The organism is Type-D symbiont of Plautia stali (genome assembly GCF_001485335.1).
GTDB lineage: Bacteria > Pseudomonadota > Gammaproteobacteria > Enterobacterales > Enterobacteriaceae > Pantoea > Pantoea vagans_C.
Genome location: NZ_BBOC01000090.1, coordinates 1 through 22249 on the forward strand (window position 1 = coordinate 1; position 22249 = coordinate 22249).

The following is a 22249-nucleotide window of genomic DNA, read 5'->3' on the forward strand; positions in this document are numbered from 1 at the left end:
TGCACTTCACCGCACAGCAGGACCACATTAGGCCGCACTTTATGGATACGGTCGGCCATCTGTTCACAGGCCACTTTGGTTGGGTAGATGCGTTCTGACACCGGCAAAGCGTCACAGGCATCGTGTCCACACGCGCTCACTAACAACACAAAACCAATCAGCATGATCGGACTCCTTTAACACGTTCCTGATGGTACGGAATCGGTGGCTGTTTGTTCCTTTTTTGATCCAGTATAGCCAAACGCAACGGGAGTCAATTATCTCCTTGAGCGGCTTTCTGTTTTGAGCGCTGAGATTATACCCAACCGGACGCGCATCATCAGTACGATCTGGGCTAAACTGTGCGGCCCTGACAAAAATGATGAGTGAGTAACCGATGTCGAACGAAATTGCCCATCCGGACAGCAGCCCGAAACAAGCCGCGCTGCAACTGGTGATTGAGCTGGTACGTGCCGGAAAATTAAGCCCGCTGCATGGCGATGCTTCCAACATGATTTCAATCTACGAGCAGTTCAAAGCCCATTTCGAGGCAGAGAAGGCGTAACGCAGCTCGTTCCCACTCCTTCCTGTGGCGGCGCGATTTATCGCGCACGCGAATAATGGCGTATAGCCTCTCCGGTATTCGCCATTCATTGCGCCGCTACACTATTAAATTCCCATTTATTTTTCCCTTCTGAGTTTTGATATTTCTCACAGTTCCTGTAACCAAATCTGAAACCGGTTGCAGAAAATCTTTGCTGTGTGTATTCGTTAATTAAACCCCACATGGAGGATTGAACAATGCCAAAGATTTTACTGTGCTGTGCCGCTGGGATGTCTACCAGCATGGTGGTGCAGAAGATGGAGAAAGCCGCCAAAGCGCAAGGTGTAGAAGTGGAGATAAAAGCCGTTGGTATTGAAGAGTTTAATGAACAAATTGCTCACTATGATTGCTGCCTGTTAGGGCCACAAATCAAATACAAGCTCGCTGATTTTCAACCGCTGGCTCAGCAATTAAATAAGCCAATATCCGTCATAAATAGCATGGATTACGGCATGATGAATGGCGAGAAAATATTAAATGATTCACTAAAACTGATTCACGCCTGATCGCTAAACTGCACGAAAAATAATAGTCATCGCCTGCGACTCAGCGCGCAGGCTTATTCTCTGTTTGCCTGATGCAAGGAGCTCGCGTATGAGCAGCATAAGCGAATCAGTATTTGGTGTGATTGAAAACCGTATTAGCCCACTCGCAGGGCGGCTCTCCAGCCAGCGTCATGTGATCGCCATCCGTGATGGCTTTATCGCTTCCATGCCTTTCCTGATCGTCGGCTCATTTATGCTGCTGTTTGCCCATCCACCTTTTTCTGCTGACAGCTCGTGGGCGTTCGCGCAGTGGTGGCTCGGTATGGTGCATGCTCATGAAGAGCAGATCATGATGCCGTACAACATGACCATGGGCATTATGGCGCTCTACATCGCCAGCGCTATCGCCTACAACCTCGCTACCAGTTACAAGATGAACGGTTTCATGGCTGCCAGCCTGTCATTGATGGCGTTTCTGGTGGTCGCAGCACCGCAAAGCGGTAAAACCTTGCCGGTGGGATCGCTGGGTGGTGAGGGCATTTTCACCGCCATCCTGGTGGCGCTGTTTGCCACTGAGTTAATGCACTTCCTGCAGAAACACAACATCGGCTTCAAACTACCGGAGCAGGTACCACCAAAAATCCGCCAGTCCTTTGATCTGCTGATCCCGATAATTGCCATTTTTATCACGCTGTTTCCGCTCAGCTTATGGGTGCAGGCCCAGTTCGGCATGTTGCTGCCCCAGGCGATCATGGCGATTTTCGCCCCCATTATCTCCGCCTCTGATTCGCTGCCTGCGGTGCTGGTGGCGGTGTTGCTGTGCCATATGTTGTGGTTTGCCGGTATCCATGGCGCGGTGATCGTCGGCGGTATTTTGCAGGCATTCTGGCTGACCAACCTTGGCCTTAACCAGCAGGAACTGAACGCGGGTCAGCCTATCACTCATGTCTTTATCGAGCCGTTCTGGCAGTTCTTTATCGTGATTGGCGGTTCGGGTTCAACCATGGGCCTGGTGCTGCTTTATCTGCGCAGTCGATCTGCGCATCTGCGTTCGATTGGCAAACTCAGCATTGTGCCCAGCATGTTCAACATCAACGAACCGGTGATTTTTGGTTCGCCGGTGGTGATGAATCCCATTCTGTTTATCCCGTTTATCTGTGCGCCGCTGGTCAATGCGGTGATTGCCTGGACGGCCACCAAAACTCATCTGATCAATCACGTGATCTCACTGGCACCCTGGACGACACCCGCACCGATTGGTGCCGCCTGGTCTACCGGCTGGGACTGGCGTGTGATCGTGCTGGTCGCGGTGCTGGTAGCAATTGCCACGCTGATCTACTACCCGTTTTTCAAAATGTACGAGCGCCAGTTGTTGCAACAGGAGTTGGAGCAAAGCGCCACCGCACAACCGATTAAGGAGTCATAAATGGAGATTGATGAGAGCACGGTAATGGAGCTGATCATTCAGGCGGGCGAAGCGCGCTCGTGTTCCATGGAAGCGCTACGCGCGGCGCGAAAGCAAGATTGGGCACGATCCGATGCGATGTTAACCGACGCCACAGCGGCAGCCAAGGCCGCCCACCGCATTCAGACCGAATTGATTGGCGCTGACGAGGGCTGCGGCAAAATTCCCGTGAACCTGATCATGGTACACGCGCAGGATCACTTAATGAACGCCATGCTGTGTCGTGAGTTGGCGGAGGAAATTATCCAACTGCGGCGCGAGCTGGCCGCACGTTAACAGGAGGTAGACATGCAACATCCAACATTGGGCGCGTTTCCTGACGGTTTTCTCTGGGGCGCATCCACCTCAGCTTATCAGGTTGAAGGCGCATGGAACGAGGATGGCAAAGGGCCCTCGGTGATTGATAAAGCTCAGTTCCATCAAGATATTACCGACTTCACCGTCACCAGCGATCACTACCATCGTTTTGAACAAGACATCGCGCTACTGGCGGAGATGGGATTAAAGACCTACCGCTTCTCGATTGCCTGGAGTCGTCTTTACCCTGAAGGCGATGGTGAGCTTAACGCCGCGGGCGTCGCCTTTTATCAGCAGTTGATTGACGAGATCTGCCGGCACGGCATCGAACCGTTGGTGACACTTTATCACTTTGATTTGCCGTGGGCGCTGCAACAGCAAGGCGGCTGGTCCAATCGTCGTACTGTGGCAGCGTTTGAACGTTTTGCTATCACCTGTTTCGAGCAGTATGGCAAGCAGGTGAAATACTGGCTGACGATTAACGAACAGAACATGATGATTTTAAAGGGTGAGGTGATTGGTACGTTGCCGCCAGGCACAGCGGATCCGCAGAAAACGCTGTATCAGCAAAACCATCACATGATGCTGGCGCAAGCCAAAGCGATGATTGCCTGCCATCAGCGTTTACCTCAGGCAAAGATTGGCCCGGCACCGAATATCTCCTGCATCTATGCGGCCAGCTCACGGCCGGAAGATGTGCTGGCGGCCGACAACTTTTCAGCGATCCGTAACTGGCTTTATCTCGATCTGGCGGTGCACGGACGTTACAACCACGTGGTGTGGGCCTTCCTGCAGCAGCGTGGCTGGTTGCCGACGATTGAATCCGATGATATGGCGGTAATTGCCGCCGGGAAGCCCGATTTTATCGCCTTCAACTACTATGCTTCAGCCACGGTGAGCGCCGATATGCCTGACGTGGACCGAGGTGAACTCAACAGTAAACAACGCGCCGATCAGCAGATGGTTGGCATTGATCAATCGGTATATGTCGGTTGCAACAATCCGCATCTCAAACAGAATCAGTTTGGCTGGTATATCGATCCGGTGGGATTCCGCATCACCGCACGGCAGATTTATGCCCGCTATGCGCTGCCGCTGATTGTGACGGAAAACGGCTTAGGCGCGTTCGATACCTTAGAAGCGGGCAATAAGGTGTATGACGATTACCGCATCGCCTATCTGCGTGAGCACATTGCGCAGCTACAGCTGGCAATTGCGGATGGTGTTGAGCTGTTTGGCTATTGTCCGTGGTCAGCGATTGATCTGGTGAGTACACATCAGGGCATCAGCAAGCGGTATGGCTTTATTTACGTTAACCGCGATGAGCATGATTTGAAGGATCTGGCGCGTTATCGCAAAAAAAGCTTCTTCTGGTACCAGCAGTTGATTCGCAGTAACGGCGCAACATTAGACCAGCAAGTGGAGTACTAAACGTAGCGGCGCAATTTATTGCGCATCTGGCAGCCGCACCATCGCCGCTCACTAGCGCGATAAATCGCGCCGCTACAAATATGGCTTCGGGCTGCGGTAGTGCTGCTTGCTTAGCTGGCCAGCGCGATCAATCACGCCGTTATAAATACGGGCCATCCGCCACGGAAGCGCGCTCAATCAACCGGCCGCTGAACGGGGGCAGGGGATGGATCGCTTCCCCCTCCAGCATCGCTACTAACTGCGCCAGGGTGTGCTGAATCATCTCGGCAACCGGTACATGCACGGTGGTCAGCGGTGGCAGGAAAAATTCGGCCATACGGATATCATCAAATCCCATCAGCGATACATCCTGCGGCAGCCTCTTACCCGCGGCATTCAGCGCCAGCGCGGCACCAATCGCCATATCATCATTGCTCGCCATCAGCGCGCTAAAAGAGACACCCGCTGCCAGCAACTGCTGTGCCGCCTGTTGGCCGCTGTTAGGCGTCCATGCGCCAGCTTTCACCCGCGCGGGATCAGGCACTAATCCATGCTGCGCCAATGCCTGCTGATATCCAGCCAGGCGCGCGGCGGCCGTCGGTGAACCCGGCAAACCCGTGATAAAGGCAATCTCACGATGGCCGCGCGCAATCAAATAACTCACGGCATCAAAGGTGTTCTGCTGATGCGTCGCCCACACGCAGTGGTCGGCATGACGTTGTAGCTGGCGATTGACCACCATAATAGGAACATCGTGCTGTTCAATAATGGCTTCCAGCGCGGCGGTATCGAGGAATCGTGGGTAGATAATGATGGCGTCGCAACGCAAATCGAGCAGAAACTCAATTGCCGCCCGTTCGTCATCAGCGGAGGTTTTACCATCGGCCAGAATCAGCTGGCGGCCATAGTTATTGGTCAACGTCGCGGTCTGGTACAGCAATTCGCTGAAGTAGGGACCGTTAAACAGAGAGTGCGTGACGATCAAGCCAATATTCTGCGACTTCTGCGTCGCCAGGCTGCGTGCCAGTAGATTGGGCCGATAACCCGTCTCCTCAATGGCCTGGAACACTTTCTGCTGCGTGGTTTTGCTAACGTAGCGATTGCCCGCCAACACGCGCGACACGGTCGCTTTGGAGACACCGGCCTTGCGGGCCACATCCAGCATGGTAATCATCGACTTTCCAGACCATCAATCCATATCGCATAAACAGCGATACTACCTGAAAGCACTAAAAAAATTGAAGGGAACGTTAAGAAACAGTGAGCGAGATCAGGCGTAAAACCAGGCGGGCAGGATAGCGATCAGGTTATTGAGGGTATGCAGAAAGATCGGCAGCGCCAGGCTGTTGCTGCGCAAACGCGCATAGCATAACAGCAGCGAGAACAGCGTCAGTGCCACGATGGTTTCCCAGTGCACATACTGGGTATGCATGGCGGCGAACAGCAGCGAGGTGAGTAACATGCAGGCGAAGCGGCTTTTCGGGGCCCACAGCAGAAATCCTTGCAGCAGGAAGCCACGGAACAACACTTCTTCAAACACCGGCGCCAATAATACGGCAGTCAGCAGCAGAATCAGCATAGAGCTGCGGCCCTGCTGGCTTTGCGCAATCAACCACCCTTCGGGCTGTAAGAACTGCGTTTGTGCCACCATCAACGCCACCAAGGCGCCGACAAAAAGCAGGGTCTGACCGGGACGCAAATACCCCAGCGGAATATCCGTGCGTCGCTGGCAGTAGAAACGGTACAGCGGATAAATCACGGCAAATTCAAACAGGCAGAGCACCGGCACCAGCAAACCGTTATTACGCAGCGCCCCGTAGTTGGGAAACAGCGTAATCAGCATGGTCACGATGTAATACACCACAAAGCTGGCAGCGTAGAACAGCGTCAACGTAACCTTGTCGGATTGGGTGTCCATAGTCGGCTCAATGGGCAGAAGAAAGCGCATAGTAGCAATGCCGATCATCGCTGTCGAGATAGCCCGGCAGAGAATTGCATCGCTCAAATATTCCACCGTTAGGGCTAAATCTGTGGCGCTCTGCGCCGATAATCGAAAAAACCATTACAGGGACCGGGCATCACCGGTCCTCTCTTTTTGCTGCTTCTGTTTTGCGAGCATAATGCATGAATTCTGAGTATCACCGACACGCTACCTTGCCAGCCAGGGCAAACATGGAAGCGCACACGGTTCGGGTAACGCGGCGCAGCCTGCGCACCTTAACCTCGCTGCTATTTGGCGTGCTATTGCTTTCGGTTGTGATGGTGCTGGTGATTGCCCATCGACAAAACAGTGATTCGATGCAGCAGGATGTCAACCTGATGCGCCGGGCGTGGCAGCAGCAGCAAGAGCAGATGATCATCGATGTCCGCGATTATGCCAACTGGGGTGAGGGTTGGAAAAACCTGCATCTGACGGTGAACAAAGTCTGGGCATGGGATGAGGAGAATTTTGGTCCCAGCCTTTACAAGGAGTACCACTACGACGGCGTGTTTGTGATTGATGGTAGCGGAAAAACACGCTACTCAGTGGTGGACGGAAAACTCTCCGAAACTTCGCTAGAGAGCTGGTTAGGTGGTCAGGCGGCCTTGCTGCTGTCGGCGGCACGCAAACAGCCTGATGAGGGTATCACCCGTAATGTGGTGATCAATGAACAGCCTGCTCTGGTGGTAGCTGCACCCATCACGCCAGGAAAAGTACCTGATCTCCCGACAATTCCCGGCCCCTCTTCGGTCATGGTCTTCGTCAATATTTTAACGCCAGCCAAGCTGCAGGTGCTGGGTAAATCTCTAAACGTGATTACCCCACGTGTTGCCAGAGGCCTGAATGATGCACTGGAAGAGCCGCGTCTGGTTGAACCGGTGATTCAAGGTGAGCCGCTGGTATTGCGTTGGGAAGCGAAAAACCCTGGGTTTGGTGTTATCTGGCTGATGATGCCGCTGCTGCTGTTTACCGTGCTGGCTGTCGCATTGGTGACGCGCCGCGTGATTCGCCACGCGCTGCACAACGCAGTCATTTCCGACCGTCGCTATGAAATGCTCGCCATTAGCCAGCGTGAACTGGCCAACAGTGAAGAACGATTTCGCGATCTGGCTGAAGCGGCGTCGGACTGGATTTGGGAAGTTGACGATCACGGTCGCCTTAGCTATCTCTCTTCCCGCTTTGCGGCGGGAACCGGGCATGATGTGAAGAGCTGGATCGGACGTCCACTCGATCAGCTATTGAGCCATCCCAGCCATTCGCTGGTGGCGTGGTTACTGCGTCAGGGCGATGAAATACAGCATGTGCCTTTGCGCTGCCAGTTTATGGCGGCCAACGGTGAGCGTCGCATCGGTGAGCTTTCAGCGAAAACCATTCGCCGCAACGGGCTGCGCGCCGGTTTTCGCGGTACCGTGTCAGACATCACGCATGAAGTGGATGCTGAGGCGCGAATTCAGTTCCTGTCCCGCCATGACATGCTCACCGGTCTGGCTAACCGCATCCAGTTGCAGGAGTTCCTTACCACCCATCTGGAAACGGCGAGCGATGACGATCCGCTGTTTGTTGTCAGTTTCGATCTCGATCAGTTCAAACCGATCAATGACACCTGGGGCCACACCGTGGGCGATCTGGTATTGAACGAAATCTCACAGCGGCTGAAAAACCTGATCGCGCCGAATGAACTGGCGGCGCGTCTGGGGGGCGACGAGTTTATTTTACTGTTACGAGAGTCGACACGTGCCGCGGTGGAATATCGCTGTCGTGCACTGCAACGTGCCGTGCATCAACCGATCATCAATGATTCACACCAACTGAGCCTGACCGCCAGCATGGGCATTGTCTGCGCTCCGCAGGATGCGACCCAACCCGAAGCTTTGTTACGTCTGGCGGATATTGCGCTAGGACAGGCGCGCAGCGCAGGGCGAGCGCGCTGGGCGTGGTACTCCACCGATATGGCAAACCAACTGGAATCAAAACGTGAGTTGGTGCAGGCCATTGAGCAGGCACTGCAACAGGATGCATTCATGTTGCATTACCAGCCGCGGTATCAGCTTCAAACGGGTGAGTTAGCGGGCGCCGAAGCGTTGATTCGCTGGCAGGTTGCTGACGATAAATGGATCACCCCCGATCGCTTCATTCCATTAGCAGAGGAGAACGGGTTAATTGCGGCTATTAGTGACTGGGTGCTGATGCGCGCGTGCCGCGATGCCTGCCATTGGGGCGAACATCGCTACGTCTCGGTCAACATTTCACCCATGGAGTTCCGCAACATCGATCTGGTTGATCGTGTGGCGCATGCCCTGGCAGTGAGTGGGCTTCCGGCGACCCGGTTGGAACTGGAGATTACCGAAAACGTCACCTTCGAAAATCCGGATCGAGCGCTGGAGATCATGCAGGGCTTGCGCGCGCTGGGCGTGCGCTTGACGGTCGATGATTTTGGTACCGGTTATGCTGCGTTAGGCTATCTGAAAACCTTCCCGTTCAACGGACTGAAAATCGATCGCTCTTGGATGAAAGAGTTCCCTGAGTCGAAACAGGCGCAATCGGTGGTGGCTGGGATTGTTGGGCTGGCACGCGCTTTCGCACTCACCATTACGGCGGAAGGGATAGAAACAGAGGCGCAGTTAAATGAGCTGAAGGCGCTCTCCTGTGAAGAAGGGCAGGGCTATTTTCTGGGACGGCCAATGCCGCTAGAGGCATTCAACGCGCGTCTGGCGGAACAGGCGGATGCGTTGTCTTAGGGCGAACACATTGCGGTTCGCCCTGTTACAACGACACATTAGCGCACCCGGATAGCAATCACGGTCATCAGGATGGCAAAGCCGATAAAGATAGCCAGTTCCATAATCATTACCTCAGAAAAGTCTTAGGTAATTGTAGCGCCTGACAGGCTGAGGTTTAGACACAGCGTGCGATTAATCCTAAAAATTGAGAGGAAGATCGCGCCATAAAACACATTTACACGACTAATCTGCTGGCTTTTTTTCACATCATGGGCTCCCTTTGTTACTCTCAGGAATCAGTTGTCTATTCATCCAGGAGGATAAACTTGTGACCCATTATGGAAAAGCGCTACTGGCCACCGCCTTTTTTGCCCTGACCGCCTGCCAGTCTGCCACTAAACCTGACAGCACCGCTGCCGTCAGCCACGATCCGGAAGCCGATCAATGTGGCGCATCGCAATATCAAAACATGCTCGGCCAGCCGCTGAGCAGTGTGGAAGGTAAGCGTTTTGACGTGCCTGTGCGTGCTATTCCGTGGAACGGGGCCGTCACCATGGATTTCAATCTGCGTCGGTTGAATTTCACCGCCGATCAGAGTGGTAAAATTACCCGTGTTTACTGCGGATAAATTCAAACGGACATCGCATTGTCATCGGGCTGTCATGGCGCCGGGCGAGGATAGCTGCGCATTACGGAGATTTCCTCGTCACTCTCAAATATGCAATGCTCGTCTTGTTTCTTCCCGCCTCGGCGGGAATTTTTTTTCTATCGATTAATGCACGATGGAATGAGGAGAGAAAATGAGAACGACAGGTAAATTTCTGCTCATCACCCTGTTATTAAGCCCACTGGCGCACGCTTCGAGCGAGGCCGCGTGGCAACAAAATAGCAGCAACAGGCAGCAAGCCTGCCTGAAAGCCAGCGGATTGAAGTCGATTAAAATTATCGGCAAGCCGATTCAATATGACGATAGCGTGGGCTACGACGCGCTGCTCTTAGAAGGCCGCTACCCGCAAAAGCACATGAAGAATCAAATCGGGCGCGAATTGTGCCTGTATCAACGTCAGAGCGGCAAAGCCAGCGTCAGTGAAGCAGACCAGTTACGTGTGGTGAAATGATCGTTTAACGTGGCGGTGCGCATGAATGCGCACCCTACGAAAATCGCGTATTTTGCATCGATGGCGTGCTATTTCTTCTGACCAGACTCCAGCAACTGCGCCAGCAGATTGCGATAGCTTTGCAACCGCTGCTCATCCCCTTCGAACTCCAGTTTGGCTATCACACGGGTAATAATCGCCTTGCTGGTCGCGGGTTGGCCGTCATCCATCAGTTCACGCATGATCGCCGCCAGCAGATCGCTTTCGTGCGGTGCATGCCAGGCTGGGGTGTTGAAGTAGTCGGTAATCGCCCGACCGGCGCTATTAGGATGCGTTCTCATGGCTGACCTCCGCAGAGACAACAATGCCCGCCACCTGATCAGGCAGCATTGGGATATTTTGGTTAAGCATGGGAACTGTCCAGAACGGGCAGCGCCTCGCCAGCGAAGGCCGGTGATTTTTTAAACATAGATGCGGTGTCGAATCTTGTCAGTAACGAGTAGACATATTTTTTCATGTTTGCCCGGCGTCGTGATGCGCTTATCTTGCTGAGTTGTTTGTTTCAGCACATAAAGACACTACAAATTGTGCCCCTTACACTATTTGCTGTGAGCAGAATCACGCCCGGCAGCGGAAAACTGCGTTTTTACCCCCATGCCATGTTTTGCCGTCCAGCAATGTTATGAGGTTGTTAGACTGAACCCTCATTTCATTTTTTCTGACGTACACGCCCATGCTACGCTCCATCGAGTCCTGGAAGGTCAACCTGATATCTGTCTGGTTTGGCTGTTTTTTTACCGGATTGGCCATCAGTCAGATTATCCCCTTCCTGCCGCTGTATGTTGAGGAACTCGGCATTCATGGCGGTAATGCGCTGAGCATCTGGTCGGGTCTGACTTTCAGTATTACCTTCATCGTTTCTGCTGCCGTTGCGCCACTCTGGGGAAGCCTGGCCGACCGTAAGGGCCGCAAGTTGATGCTGCTGCGCGCCTCATTTGGCATGGGAGCCGTTATTCTGCTGCAGGCATTCGTGACGCAAGCATGGCAACTGTTGTTGCTGCGTGCGCTGATGGGGCTCACCTCTGGCTACATTCCCAACGCGATGGCACTGGTGGCGGCGCAGGTTCCGCGCGAACGCAGCGGCTGGGCGCTCAGCTGTGTTTCAACCGGGCAGATTGGCGGGGTGATCCTCGGGCCGATGATTGGCGGACTGCTGGCGGACTGGCTTGGCCTGCGTATGGTGTTTATCGTCACTGCCGTATTGTTGATGGTGAGTTTCCTGGTCACGCTGTTCCTGATTAAAGAGACTGGCTACACGCCAGTAAGCAAACAGGACAAAATGAGTGGTCGGGAGGTATTTCGCAGCCTCGACAATCCACGCCTGATGATCTGTCTGTTCGTCACCACCATGGTGATCCAGATGTGTAACGGCTCAGTGAACCCGATTTTGACCCTGTTCGTGCGTGAGCTAGCGCCGGATGCGCAAAACCTCGCGTTTCTCAGTGGCGTGATTGCGGCGTTGCCGGGCGTCTCGGCGCTGATCTCTGCGCCGCGCTTGGGTAAACTGGGCGATCGCATCGGCACGCAGCGTATTCTGATAGGCACCATGCTGTTTTCACTGGTGCTCCTGATGTGCATGTCGTTTGTTACCAGCGCCACCCAATTAGGTGTGCTGCGTTTTCTGCTGGGGTTTGCCGACGGTGCCATGATGCCTGCGGTGCAGACTTTGCTGGTACGTCACTCGCGCGATAACGTGACAGGGCGTATCTTCGGTTACAACCAATCATTTATGTATCTGGGTAACGTGGCAGGACCGCTGCTGGGTGCAGCGGTGTCTGCCGCCACCGGTTACCGCTGGGTGTTCTTCGCCACCGCCGTGGTGGTACTGCTCAATGTACTGCTACTGCGCCGCTTCTATCGTCGGCCAAAAACCACGCTGGAACAACCGGTGAACCCGCGTGGTCAGGCGGCTAAGCCCGCGACTGACGTAACGTCAACGCGTAATGCCAGCGCTGCTGGGAAAGCAAAAACTCCGGGCTGACGCTGGGGCTCCACGAGTCATCGCCCCCTACGCCCATATGGAAGCCATCCAGATGCAGCCAACAGCCTGCTTCTGGCTGCAACAGGTGGCGATGCGAGGTCTCACGCAACTGCTCAAGGCTATGGCAGCTAAGCGAGAAGGCGAAATCCCCGCTGGCCTGCCAGCTTCCGGTATCAAGCTGGCGCGTGCCGCAACGCAATCCATTTTCTCCTGGGAAGACATACGCGGTGCTCATTGACGCGAGCGGCTGCTGCCAGCGCGAGAACTGCGCAGCCAGCTGGCGGTCCGGGTAGTTTTCATCTGGACCCAGTCCCAGCCAACTGACTTGCTGAGGCCTGTGGCTTAACTGACAGCGTAAACCAATACGTGCTGGCGCTGGCAAACCGGGGGCCTGTTCAACGTCGATGCTCACCGACAGCTCACCTTCACCGTTGATCTGATAGCGCTTGTGGCTGGTGAAAATCAGTTGGCCGTTGGCGTGCCATTGGTGCCAGGTTTCAATCAGTACGCTGTGTTTCAGGCTATCGATTTGCATATCCACCAGCTCCGCTTCCAACTGGTCATATCCCGCACGCTTCCAGCGTTCGACCCACGCATTGGGATCGACATTCGCCGCTTCACTGGTGCCGATATCATTATCAATAGGGGCGCGGATAAAACACTCCTGCAAGGGGGTCTGCATGGTTTCTTCATCATTCACCCACCACTGCATCAACTCTCCGGTGCGACGCGAGAAGTGCCAGCGCTGCTGCGACACGACCACGGCAACCAAATCGTGATTGGCAATCAATTCTGGTGCGGTGGCGCTGGTTTCCACGCGACGTGTCGCCAGTGCGGCGGGCAGTGGCCACTGATCCCACGCCACGCGTGCATCGGCCTCAGACCACGGGGTAGCGGCAATTTGATGTACCGCCAGGTTAAGCCAGGCGTTGCCCTGTAAACCCTCTGTTGTGGGCACAGTGATGTGTTGGGTGCCCTGAGATTCCAGCACTAAGGTCACTTCACCGCTATCGATCACCACGCCATCTTGCTCAATCGACCAGCGCAGTACCTCGTTATCTGTGTGACGGAACAGATACTCGCTGCTGACAGTGAAGCGGAAAGGGGAGTGGGCATCACGCTGAAACTGGAAGAACTGCTGCGCCCGCTGCGCTTCAAACAGCGCCGGATGTGGCGAGCGATCGGCAAACACTAACCCGTTCATGCAGAATTGGCGATCGTTAGGCGTATCGCCAAAATCGCCACCGTAAGCCTGCCACGGCTGACCTTGATCATCATGGCGCGTTAAACTTTGATCCACCCAATCCCAGACGAAGCCACCCTGTAAGCGCGGGAACTGGCGGAAGGCCTGCCAGTATTTGGCGAAGCCGCCGAAGCTATTGCCCATGGCGTGTGCGTACTCACACAGGATCAGCGGGCGAGTTTCCCCCGGCAGGCCAATCCATTTTTTCAGTGACCATTTTGGTACGGCGGGGAAGGGTTGATCCTGATCGACGCGTGCATACATCGGGCAGACAATATCCGTAGCGGCCGTATCGGCCCCGCCGCCTTCGTACTGAACGGGGCGCGTAGGATCGCTGCTTTTCACCCACTGATAGAGCGCATCGTGCGTGCTGCCATGGCCGGATTCATTGCCGAGTGACCAGATGATAATGCAGGCGTGGTTGCGATCGCGCTGCACCATGCGCGTTACGCGTTCGCTGTAGGCCGCAAACCAACGTGGGTCTGACGACAGGCGGTTCATCGGCTGCATGCCATGGGTTTCGATATTCGCTTCGTCCACTACATACAAGCCGTATTGGTCGCACAGTCGATACCAAAGAGGATGATTAGGGTAGTGCGCACAGCGCACCGCATTGAAGTTATGGCGCTTCATCAGCTCAATGTCGCGGCGCATGCTGGCTTCATCCACCACCTGACCGTTTTCCGGGTGGTGCTCATGGCGGTTCACACCACGGATCAGCAGCGCTTTGCCATTGACGCACAGTTGCCCGTTCTCAATGCTGACGCGACGGAACCCGACATCATAGGCTTCGGCTTCAATCAGGTTGTCATGGTCATCCAGCAAAGACACAACGACACGGTAGAGGTGCGGTGTCTCGGCGCTCCACAATTGGGGGTTATGTACCGGCACCACCAGCAGCGTGCGTTCCGGATAGTGCCCACGTTCGTCAATGATGGCGCTGCCCGGTGCCTGCTGCTGACTGCCGATACAGTTTTCACCTTGCCACAGCGTCACGCGCAGGCGGCACTGTGACAGCGGACGTGTGCCCGCGTTGATCTTCACGCTGACACGCAGATCGCCGCGAATATATTCTGGGCTCAGCGCGGTTTCGATTTGCACATCAGCCAGCTGTGTTTCGGGTTTGTGCAGTAATGTCACATCACGGAATATGCCGCTCATGCGCCACATATCCTGATCTTCTAAATAGCTGCCATCACTCCAGCGCAGCACCATCACTGCCAGGCGGTTCTGACCGGCTTGCAGTGCCTGGCTCAAATCAAATTCGGCTGGCAGCCGGCTATCTTGTGAATAGCCAATCCATTGACCGTTGCACCACACAAAGAACGCGGAGTTCACGCCATCAAAGATGATGCGAGTCTGGCCCTGAGCGATCCAGTTATCGTCGACTTTAAATGTGAGCGAATAACATCCAGTGGGATTCTCTTGCGGGACAAAAGGTGGATTCACCGGGATGGGATACTGCACATTGGTATAAATCGGCGCGTCATAGCCATGCAGTTGCCAGTTGGCGGGCACCGGTAACGAATGTGATCCCGCTAAGTCTTGCAGCAGCCAACTTTGCGGCACCGCTTCTGGCTGGCTGAAGTAGCTGAAGGTCCACTGACCATTAAGCAACTGGCGCGAGGGTGAAGGGGCATCGTCGCGTGCGCTGATTTCGTCGCGCCAGCTGGCAAACGGAGGGTGCGCATCCAGTCTGTTCAGGCTGGTTACCACCGGGTTTTCCCAGTCGCGGCGGGCGAGAATATCACTTAAGGCGTGTGTTGGTAGGGTCATGGCAAGATCTCATTAATTGTAATGCGCTCACATTGCGCGATTTTACGGCCACTGTAAAGTGCCTCGCCGAGATCGATGGATGAATTTTTGTTCATTCTCAGATGGCCTGTGTGGGTTTTTTGCCGGTGTAGTGCCAGTAAATTGTTAAGCATGGTGAGCAGGGATGAATAGCGCGAGGTTGCGGAGAATTCTGTATTGTCGCTGGCACTACGGCCTCATACACTCAGCCCGATTTCACCATCCTGAGGTAATTATGGTCCGTATTGTTAAACTCGCTGCCGTTGTGGCATTGGTGACCGCGCTGAGCGGTTGTATCTTCCCACCACCGGGTGGCGGTGGCGGTCACGGTGGTGGCTGGGGCGGCGGTGGAGGTCCAGGTGGACCGGGCCGTGGCTTTATGGGGCCTTAATCATTAGCGCCGACCGTTAATGTATTGAGGCGCGCGAAACGTTTCTAAAACACGTTATTTGTTGAGAGAAACGTTTCGCCGCTACATATTGAAATTACGTTTCTTTTATTGCGCTGCGCTTATTGTTTATTTTCCTCAAACACTGAAAAATCCCTGTTGTTTTAAACGCCTCAATGCTAACGTCTGTTTTCCATCTCTTATTGAGCCCGTCGCATGAAAAACCTGATCGCGGAACTTCTGCTGAAGCTGGCTGAAAAAGAAGAAGAGTCTAAAGAATTAGTGGTCCAGGTTGAGGCATTAGAAATTGTGCTGACAGCGATGTTGCGCAAGCTGGAGCCTGAACAGTTTCAAGAGATTGCAGCCGGCATTGCCAGCGCGATGCCACCTGTTGCCCCCGCGGCAGAAACGCCCGATACCACTCTGCTGCGCAATTACGTTGAAAAATTGCTGAACCATCCCCGCGTATAAATCTTTTATTTAATTCCTCTCTATAAAGTGCTGCACGATGGTACAAACCACCGGCGTGTTAAAAAAGTGACCTTTGACGGCGAATATATTTTTTTCTGCTTTGCTTATTTCCTGCCATGATTAATGGGCAACAACTCTATGGAGAATCCGGCAATGAAATCGTGTCTTTTGGCAATGGTAGCAGCAGGCCTGCTGTTGGCGGGCAGTGCGGGTGCGGCAGAGAAAACTGCGCAGCAAAATAAAATGACGGTGTGTAATCAGCATGCATCCTCTCAGGATTTAAAAGGGGATGCGCGTAAATCCTTTATGAGCGACTGTCTGAAAAAAGACAGCAAGATGGGCAGTATGACGCCGCAGCAAATGAAGATGAAAACCTGTAACACCGAAGCGGGTGATAAAAAGCTCAGCGGTGATGCGCGTAAAACTTATATGAGTTCCTGCCTGAAAAAATCGTAATCTGTCTTGCACACCTTTATAGGGTTCATGTTTTGCATGAACCCTTTTTTTGCAATGACGATGGAATTAATACCCTCTCTACCCCAGGCAGCACGTATTTTTTCGGCTAACGGTGTGATAAACAACAGCTTGTCCGCCGTTACGCTTTGTTTTTCCAGCGAAATTCTCACGGTTTGCCAGGCTTACTGTTTGTAGGGATTTAAAGTCATCAATCCAATCACAACGCAGGAGGCTGAAGGTGAGCTATCAATCTGTCGTGCAACTCAAATCACTTGCGCAGCGTAAACCGACCAAATTCACCGTGAACGATATCGATGTCATCCTGGTTCGCGACGGGGAACGGGTGCAGGCGTTGCAAGCAAAATGCCCACATGCGGGCGCACCGCTGGAGCAGGCAGCGATATGCGGGAACAGATTAGTGTGCCCGTGGCACAAAGCGGCGTTCCAACTGGGTGATGGCAAGATGTGTGAGCCACTGGCGCTGGCCAATCTTAAGCGCTATCCGGTACGTATCGAAGCGGGAAAAGTGCTGGTGAACCCACAACCGATGTCACCAGCCAGTGCACCGACAACGCAGGGTGAATCACCGGTCTGTGTGATTCTGGGCGCGGGGGCAGCAGGGAGCGCGGCTATCTGGACGCTGCGGGATGAAGGTTTCAAAGGGCGTATTGTGTTAGTGGAACGAGAGTCCTCCGCTCCTTATGACCGTACAGCCCTGAGCAAGTTTGTGCCTTCGGGTAAGATGGCGATCAAGGATGTGCCCAAACTGCTAAAACCCGACGTGTTGGGCACAGTGGATCGTATTCAGGGCAATGTGGCAGAACTGAATACGGAGAAAAATACGCTGCTGTTGGAAGAGGGGCAAAAAATTCACTTTGATCAACTGCTAATTGCCAGTGGAGGGACACCTCAGCCGCTGAATGTTCCTGGTAACGCGTTGCAGGGTGTACATGTGTTGCGTTCGCTGAATCAGGCTGATGCATTGTTGAAAGAAGTGGATGACGGACAGCACACCGTGATCATTGGCAATAGTTTTATTGGTATGGAGATGGCGGGTGCGCTGCGTAATCGGGATGTCGATGTCACCGTTATCGCCCGCCATTCGTTGCCCTTCGCGAAGACGTTTGGTGAAGAGATTGGGCGTTATTTTTACGATCTCCACCGGAGTAACGGTGTGAAATTTATTGAAGGTGAGCCGAAAGCGCTGAGTGGTGAAGGGCGTGTGAGTGCGGTGCAGTTGAAAGGCGGGAAAGCGGTGTCTGCAGATGTGGTGTTATTCGCCACCGGTGTGCATCCCGCGACTGGCTTTATTCATGATCTCAGCCTTCAGGATGACGGCAGCTTGTTGGCTGATGATCAGTTGCGCGTCGCAGACAATGTTTGGGTGGCTGGGGATATTGCTACCTACCCTACGCCGCAAGGGCCGCAGCGCATTGAACACTACCGCGTAGCTCAACAGCAGGGGCGTATCGCCGCCCTGAATATCTTGGATAAAGAGATCGCTTTCGATCGCGTGCCCTTCTTCTGGACCGCACACTACGGCACGCGCTACGAGTATCTCGGGCATGCGCAAGAGTGGGATGACTACCATTTGCTGGGATCATTACAGGAGAAACGTTTTATCGCCTTCTATTGCCGCGAGGGAATCATTGCAGCGGTGTGCTCTGCGGGCATGTATACGCTGACGGCATCACTGGTGGAAGCGATGCAACAGCCAATGACACTGGCGCAAGGCATTGAAATGTACGAGGCCAGTCAAGGCTAAACTGCATTTGTAAGGTGCGCATTCATGCGCACCTCATTGAATTATTGCTTGCTCAATGCCTCAGACTTCGCCATGCACTGCTGCATAGCGTTGATCACTGCCGCACGGAAGCCTTGCTCTTCCAGCACTTTTACCGCTTCGATGGTGGTGCCACCCGGAGAGCAAACCATGTCTTTCAATTCGCCTGGGTGTTTACCGGTTTCCAGCACCATCTGCGCAGAACCTTTCACCGCCTGTGCCGCGAACTGATAGGCTTGCGCGCGTGGCATGCCGCCCAGCACCGCTGCGTCAGCCATCGCTTCAATAAACATGAATACGTAGGCCGGTGCAGAACCGCTGACGCCCACTACGGCGTGAATCAGATATTCATTCACCACGGCAGCTTTGCCGAAGCTCTCAAAAATGCCCACCACTTCGTCCACTTCCTGCGATGTCACCAGCACATTTGGTGTTATCGAGGTCATGCCCTCATTGACCAGCGACGGCGTATTTGGCATCACGCGGATGATCTTGCGATCGTGGCCCAGTACGGCAGCTAGCGAATCCAGAGTAACGCCCGCGGCGATCGACACCACCAGCACATCTTTCTTTAACAGGCTGGCGAGATCGTTCAGAACTTTGAGAATCACATTAGGCTTGACCGCGCCGAACAGAATATCGGCCTCACGCGCCAGGCTTTCCGCGCTCTCTGCGGCGGTCACGCCATATTGCTGTGCCATTGCCTGGTTGGTGGCCGGTTTCCGGTCAAACACCCAGATATTAGCCGGGGCAATCAGCCCGCTGTTAACCAGTCCGCTGATGATGGCTTTCGCCATATTGCCGCAGCCGATAAACCCGATTTTCTTCTCCAGCATCGCTCTATCCTTTAAGTGGTTCATTTTCTCGTGCCGGTTAGCTTACGTCAGCCGTGCGGAATAACAACCCAGGTAAATAACATTTGCCATTCTGCGGTAGAAGGGCAAGATCGCCTGCAATTCCCTGAGAAAAAGGATAAGACATGTCAATTTGGGTCGATGCCGATGCTTGCCCTAACGTCATCAAAGAAGTGCTGTACCGTGCCGCAGAACGCGCCAAAATCACCATCACTTTTGTGGCGAATCAACCTTTGCGCGTACCGCCATCGCCCTGGCTGAAGACGTTGCAGGTCGCAGCGGGTTTTGATGTGGCGGACAATGAGATTGTGAAACGCGTGCAGCCCGGTGAACTGGTGATCACCGGGGATATTCCACTGGCGGCCGAAGTGCTGGAGAAGGGCGCAGCAGCGTTGAATCCGCGCGGTGAACGCTATTCACCGGATACCATTCGTCAGCGCTTAACCATGCGTGATTTTATGGAAACGATGCGCGCCAGTGGCGTGCAAAGCGGCGGCCCGTCGGCATTAAACCAACGCGACCGCCAACTGTTTGCGAATGAACTGGATAAGTGGCTACGTCAGCGTTGATCAGACAAAGCTGTCATCGTCGTCGTAATCGCCACCGCCAAAATCACTGAAGTCGTTATTATCCGCAAAGCTGTTGTTATCCCAGCTGGCGTTGTCATTCAGGAAGGCATTGTTGCTGTCGTTACCGTTGAAGGTATCGAGATTATTATCCACCTGTGGCAGCGCTGGCTCATTGATAATGTTCACAATTTCTTCCGGCTGAGAGTGGTGGAACATGCTGGTGAGCATATCCGCCATCACCACACCACCCGCCACGCCAACGGCAGTTTGCAGGGCTCCACCGAGGAAACCTGTCCCACGCGCAGGCGGAGCGGCATATTGCTGCTGTGGCTGAGCGTATGGCTGCTGAGGTTGCTGCGGTGCACTGTTCCACGCCGGTTGCTGCTGTTGTTGTGGCGCAGCCGAACGTGAACCGCCACCAAACAAGCTCGACAAGAAACCGCCGCTACTCTGCTGCGGCGCTTGCTGCTGTTGCGCCTGAGCCAAGCGGTTTTCCAGATCCGTCACCTGCGCATTGAGTTTTTTCAATGCGGCTTCCTGAATCAGAATGGCCTGCGACATGTAATAGGGCGCGCCAGGCTGGCTCTGTAAATGCTGTTTGATCAATTGCTCGGCACCGGCATCGCGCGGTCCACTCTGGTTTTCAGCCTGTTTCAGTCGGCTGAACAGATTTTCGATTAACTGCTGTTCTTCATTTTGCATGGTGTGAACCTCCAATGATTCGTACCCCCTTATATGTGGGCAACGTGACAGAAAGTAAATCAACGGCCTGGTAAGTAAATGTTGCCTGGACTTACAAATCCGGAGATGCACGGATCGCGCATCATTTTCCTTAACAATTTCAATGTGGTAGTAAATTGATGGCGGTAAACACGCGTAATTCGTGCTTCGCGGGTGGCTGACAAAATAAAATCCAGGTATCATGCGACGCAATATTGACCTGATGACTTTGCCCGCGCGGCAGAAATACGGCGGAGGATGAGCCCGGATGTCATTACCCATCTATCTGATCGGCGCACGCGGTTGCGGTAAAACCACTATCGGCCAGGCGTTGTCGCAAGCGCTGGGCTATGCCTTTAGCGATACCGATCACCATCTGCAACTCTCCACGCAACGCACCGTGGCGGAAATTGTCGCCTCTGAAGGGTGGGATAGCTTTCGTGCACGTGAAAGTGACTCGCTGCATGCCGTCACAGCGCCGGGTACCGTTATCGCCACCGGTGGCGGAATGGTGCTGGCTGAGGCAAATCGTCGCTATATGCGCGAGCATGGTCAGGTGATTTGGCTGAATGCGCCTTCCACCGTGCTTGCTGAGCGTCTTGAGCGTCAACCCGAAGCGGGCCAGCGCCCGACCCTCACCGGCCGCCCGATTGCGGAAGAGATGAGTGATATTCTACGTGAACGTGCACATCTTTATCGCCAGACCGCGCACCATGAAGTAAACGCAATGCAGGCGCCCGATCAGGTTGTTGATCAGATTCTGCAATCTTTGTCACTCGCGCGCGCCAGCTAACGTCTTCAGATAACTCCCTCTTTTTTCCTGTGATCCTCCATTGTCTATACTGAGTAGAGACAGGGGGATCGCCGCTGTCCGTGTGGAAATCTGACATTAGAGGGAAATCTATGCCAACTAAACCACCCTATCCGCGAGAGGCGCGCATTGTTGTTGTCGAAAAAGGCGCAGCAGGCAACACGGTGACCTGGTACGAGTTGCGTGCCGACCATCCGAAACCCGATTCATTAATCAGTGAACATAAAACGCAAGCCGAAGCTCAGGATGCCAAAGCGCGTTATGAAGATGCTGACAAAGATTAATGACCACAGGCACGCCATGGAGTGGCTAATGCTTGTCAGTTAAGCGACTGACGCTAACGCCGTCTGGAGCCGCACCGGGGCCGGCGGTCCTCGCGCCGCTACGCGGTACCTTCACTTCACTCGTCTGCCTTAACGGACCGGTGCCGATGGAACATCCATGTTCCAGCGCCACCTTTCGCCCGCGTCCTGCGGGCTCTCCTGGCATACTCGCTCAGCTCAGCGCTGCGGAATGCCAGCCCCGGTGCGGCCCCAGCCTGCTCATCAGCTTCAGTGCGACTTGTCAAAAAGGGCACATTGTCTGAGGCTATGACGCCTCTGCTGCCCCCTCAGGGTTATCCGCAGCGCTGAGACTTTTACGTTGGGCCAGGAGCCCCACGCGGGGAGGCGTGGGGCAGTTCGCGGCCGACCATGGATGGTCATCCGCGAACGGTCCGTCTGTAGTGGTTTAATAGATTAGGACACACTCAGAGGTTATAACGTTATTAACCAGAGAGGTGATTCTATGAGCGGAAGAATATTTACTCCTGAGTTTAAGCGAGAATGTGCTGAACTCATTCTTGACCACGGCTATACAACGCAACAAGCCTGCAAAGCGACGGATGTTGGTTCCACGGCGCTGCGGCGCTGGGTCAGGCAACTACTGGAAGAGCGTAGTGGCGGGAGCACTGCGCCCGGCCTGATAGTTTCTTCAGCCACACCTCTCACGCCGGAGCAACAGCGTATTCGCGAGCTTGAGGAGCGCATTCTCCGCCTTGAACGGGATAAAGAAATACTAAAAAAAGCTGCTGTAGATTCAA

23 protein-coding genes are annotated in these 22249 nt (G+C 54.1%); 17 read left to right on the plus strand and 6 right to left on the minus strand.

Annotation, left to right across the window (positions count from 1 at the left end; genetic code table 11):
• The first annotated feature begins 376 nt into the window (after nt 1–376).
• The 5 genes from PSSD_RS27810 (at nt 377) to PSSD_RS21755 (ending at nt 4261) form a co-directional block, all read left to right on the plus strand.
• Nucleotides 377–544 carry a hypothetical protein gene (locus PSSD_RS27810; RefSeq protein WP_167347694.1) on the plus strand — a complete coding sequence of 56 codons (168 nt, stop codon included), beginning with the start codon at nt 377–379 and terminating at the stop codon, nt 542–544.
• 236 nt (nt 545–780) lie between these two features.
• A complete protein-coding gene (locus PSSD_RS21740; RefSeq protein ID WP_058973654.1) occupies nt 781–1089 on the plus strand; it encodes a PTS sugar transporter subunit IIB in 309 nt (102 codons plus the stop codon).
• Nucleotides 1090–1177: 88 nt separating this feature from the next.
• Nucleotides 1178–2494: a PTS sugar transporter subunit IIC gene (locus tag PSSD_RS21745; protein WP_058973655.1), complete on the plus strand. Its 1317-nt coding sequence runs from the start codon at nt 1178–1180 to the stop codon at nt 2492–2494.
• Nucleotides 2495–2809 carry a PTS lactose/cellobiose transporter subunit IIA gene (locus PSSD_RS21750; RefSeq protein WP_058973656.1) on the plus strand — a complete coding sequence of 105 codons (315 nt, stop codon included), beginning with the start codon at nt 2495–2497 and terminating at the stop codon, nt 2807–2809.
• A 12-nt stretch (nt 2810–2821) separates the two neighbouring features.
• Entirely contained in the window at nt 2822–4261 is a 1440-nt protein-coding gene (locus PSSD_RS21755; RefSeq protein ID WP_058973657.1) for a glycoside hydrolase family 1 protein, read from the plus strand.
• A 139-nt stretch (nt 4262–4400) separates the two neighbouring features.
• On the opposite strand, the gene PSSD_RS21760 is transcribed toward PSSD_RS21755, so the two are convergent.
• Together PSSD_RS21760 and PSSD_RS21765 are read right to left on the minus strand one after the other, a co-directional pair.
• Entirely contained in the window at nt 4401–5414 is a 1014-nt protein-coding gene (locus tag PSSD_RS21760; RefSeq protein ID WP_058973658.1) for a LacI family DNA-binding transcriptional regulator, read from the minus strand.
• 96 nt (nt 5415–5510) lie between these two features.
• The gene (locus tag PSSD_RS21765) at nt 5511–6158 is read right to left on the minus strand and encodes a CPBP family intramembrane glutamic endopeptidase (protein ID WP_058973659.1); all 648 of its coding nucleotides are present in this window, start codon (nt 6156–6158) and stop codon (nt 5511–5513) included.
• A 206-nt stretch (nt 6159–6364) separates the two neighbouring features.
• On the opposite strand from PSSD_RS21765, the gene PSSD_RS21770 reads away from it, so the two are divergent.
• The 3 genes from PSSD_RS21770 to PSSD_RS21780 all read left to right on the plus strand — a co-directional run bounded on the left by PSSD_RS21770 (nt 6365) and on the right by PSSD_RS21780 (nt 10059).
• The gene (locus tag PSSD_RS21770; protein ID WP_058973660.1) at nt 6365–8959 is read left to right on the plus strand and encodes a bifunctional diguanylate cyclase/phosphodiesterase; all 2595 of its coding nucleotides are present in this window, start codon (nt 6365–6367) and stop codon (nt 8957–8959) included.
• Nucleotides 8960–9269: 310 nt separating this feature from the next.
• Nucleotides 9270–9569: an I78 family peptidase inhibitor gene (locus tag PSSD_RS21775; protein WP_039336002.1), complete on the plus strand. Its 300-nt coding sequence runs from the start codon at nt 9270–9272 to the stop codon at nt 9567–9569.
• A gap of 172 nt (nt 9570–9741) precedes the next feature.
• Complete coding sequence (locus tag PSSD_RS21780; RefSeq protein WP_058973661.1) at nt 9742–10059, plus strand: hypothetical protein; 318 nt, start codon at nt 9742–9744, stop codon at nt 10057–10059.
• A 68-nt stretch (nt 10060–10127) separates the two neighbouring features.
• Here the strand turns inward: PSSD_RS21780 and PSSD_RS21785 are convergent, their stop codons facing one another.
• Entirely contained in the window at nt 10128–10379 is a 252-nt protein-coding gene (locus PSSD_RS21785; protein ID WP_039336006.1) for a biofilm development regulator YmgB/AriR family protein, read from the minus strand.
• A gap of 392 nt (nt 10380–10771) precedes the next feature.
• On the opposite strand from PSSD_RS21785, the gene PSSD_RS21790 reads away from it, so the two are divergent.
• A complete protein-coding gene (locus PSSD_RS21790) occupies nt 10772–12079 on the plus strand; it encodes a multidrug efflux MFS transporter (protein ID WP_058973662.1) in 1308 nt (435 codons plus the stop codon).
• Here the strand turns inward: PSSD_RS21790 and PSSD_RS21795 are convergent.
• Entirely contained in the window at nt 12009–15098 is a 3090-nt protein-coding gene (locus PSSD_RS21795) for a beta-galactosidase (protein WP_058973663.1), read from the minus strand. The two genes, PSSD_RS21790 and PSSD_RS21795, sit on opposite strands and share 71 nt — an antisense overlap.
• 253 nt (nt 15099–15351) lie before the next feature.
• Between PSSD_RS21795 and PSSD_RS27815 the strand changes: the two genes are divergently transcribed.
• The 4 genes from PSSD_RS27815 (at nt 15352) to PSSD_RS21810 (ending at nt 18196) form a co-directional block, all read left to right on the plus strand.
• Nucleotides 15352–15507 carry a hypothetical protein gene (locus PSSD_RS27815; protein WP_167347695.1) on the plus strand — a complete coding sequence of 52 codons (156 nt, stop codon included), beginning with the start codon at nt 15352–15354 and terminating at the stop codon, nt 15505–15507.
• Nucleotides 15508–15720: 213 nt separating this feature from the next.
• Entirely contained in the window at nt 15721–15975 is a 255-nt protein-coding gene (iraP, locus tag PSSD_RS21800; protein ID WP_039336012.1) for an anti-adapter protein IraP, read from the plus strand.
• 153 nt (nt 15976–16128) lie between these two features.
• Nucleotides 16129–16431, plus strand: coding sequence for a PsiF family protein (locus PSSD_RS21805; RefSeq protein ID WP_039336014.1), 303 nt, complete (start codon nt 16129–16131; stop codon nt 16429–16431).
• 238 nt (nt 16432–16669) lie between these two features.
• Nucleotides 16670–18196, plus strand: a complete 1527-nt coding sequence (locus tag PSSD_RS21810) for an FAD-dependent oxidoreductase (protein ID WP_058973664.1) — start codon at nt 16670–16672, stop codon at nt 18194–18196.
• A gap of 41 nt (nt 18197–18237) precedes the next feature.
• On the opposite strand, the gene proC is transcribed toward PSSD_RS21810, so the two are convergent.
• On the minus strand, nt 18238–19050 hold the full coding sequence (gene proC / locus PSSD_RS21815) for a pyrroline-5-carboxylate reductase (RefSeq protein WP_039336021.1): 813 nt from the start codon (nt 19048–19050) through the stop codon (nt 18238–18240).
• Between the two features lie 143 nt (nt 19051–19193).
• On the opposite strand from proC, the gene PSSD_RS21820 reads away from it, so the two are divergent.
• A complete protein-coding gene (locus tag PSSD_RS21820) occupies nt 19194–19637 on the plus strand; it encodes a YaiI/YqxD family protein (RefSeq protein ID WP_058973665.1) in 444 nt (147 codons plus the stop codon).
• On the opposite strand, the gene PSSD_RS21825 is transcribed toward PSSD_RS21820, so the two are convergent.
• A complete protein-coding gene (locus tag PSSD_RS21825) occupies nt 19638–20339 on the minus strand; it encodes a DUF2076 domain-containing protein (protein WP_058973666.1) in 702 nt (233 codons plus the stop codon).
• Nucleotides 20340–20625: 286 nt separating this feature from the next.
• Between PSSD_RS21825 and aroL the strand changes: the two genes are divergently transcribed.
• The 3 genes from aroL to PSSD_RS26775 all read left to right on the plus strand — a co-directional run.
• The gene (aroL, locus tag PSSD_RS21830) at nt 20626–21150 is read left to right on the plus strand and encodes a shikimate kinase AroL (RefSeq protein ID WP_039336027.1); all 525 of its coding nucleotides are present in this window, start codon (nt 20626–20628) and stop codon (nt 21148–21150) included.
• Between the two features lie 110 nt (nt 21151–21260).
• Nucleotides 21261–21452 (plus strand): YaiA family protein, encoded by a 192-nt coding sequence (locus PSSD_RS21835; protein ID WP_039336029.1) that lies wholly within the window; start codon nt 21261–21263, stop codon nt 21450–21452.
• 502 nt (nt 21453–21954) lie between these two features.
• Nucleotides 21955–22249: transposase (locus PSSD_RS26775; RefSeq protein ID WP_153011483.1), on the plus strand; the 295-nt coding region annotated here is incomplete at its 3' end.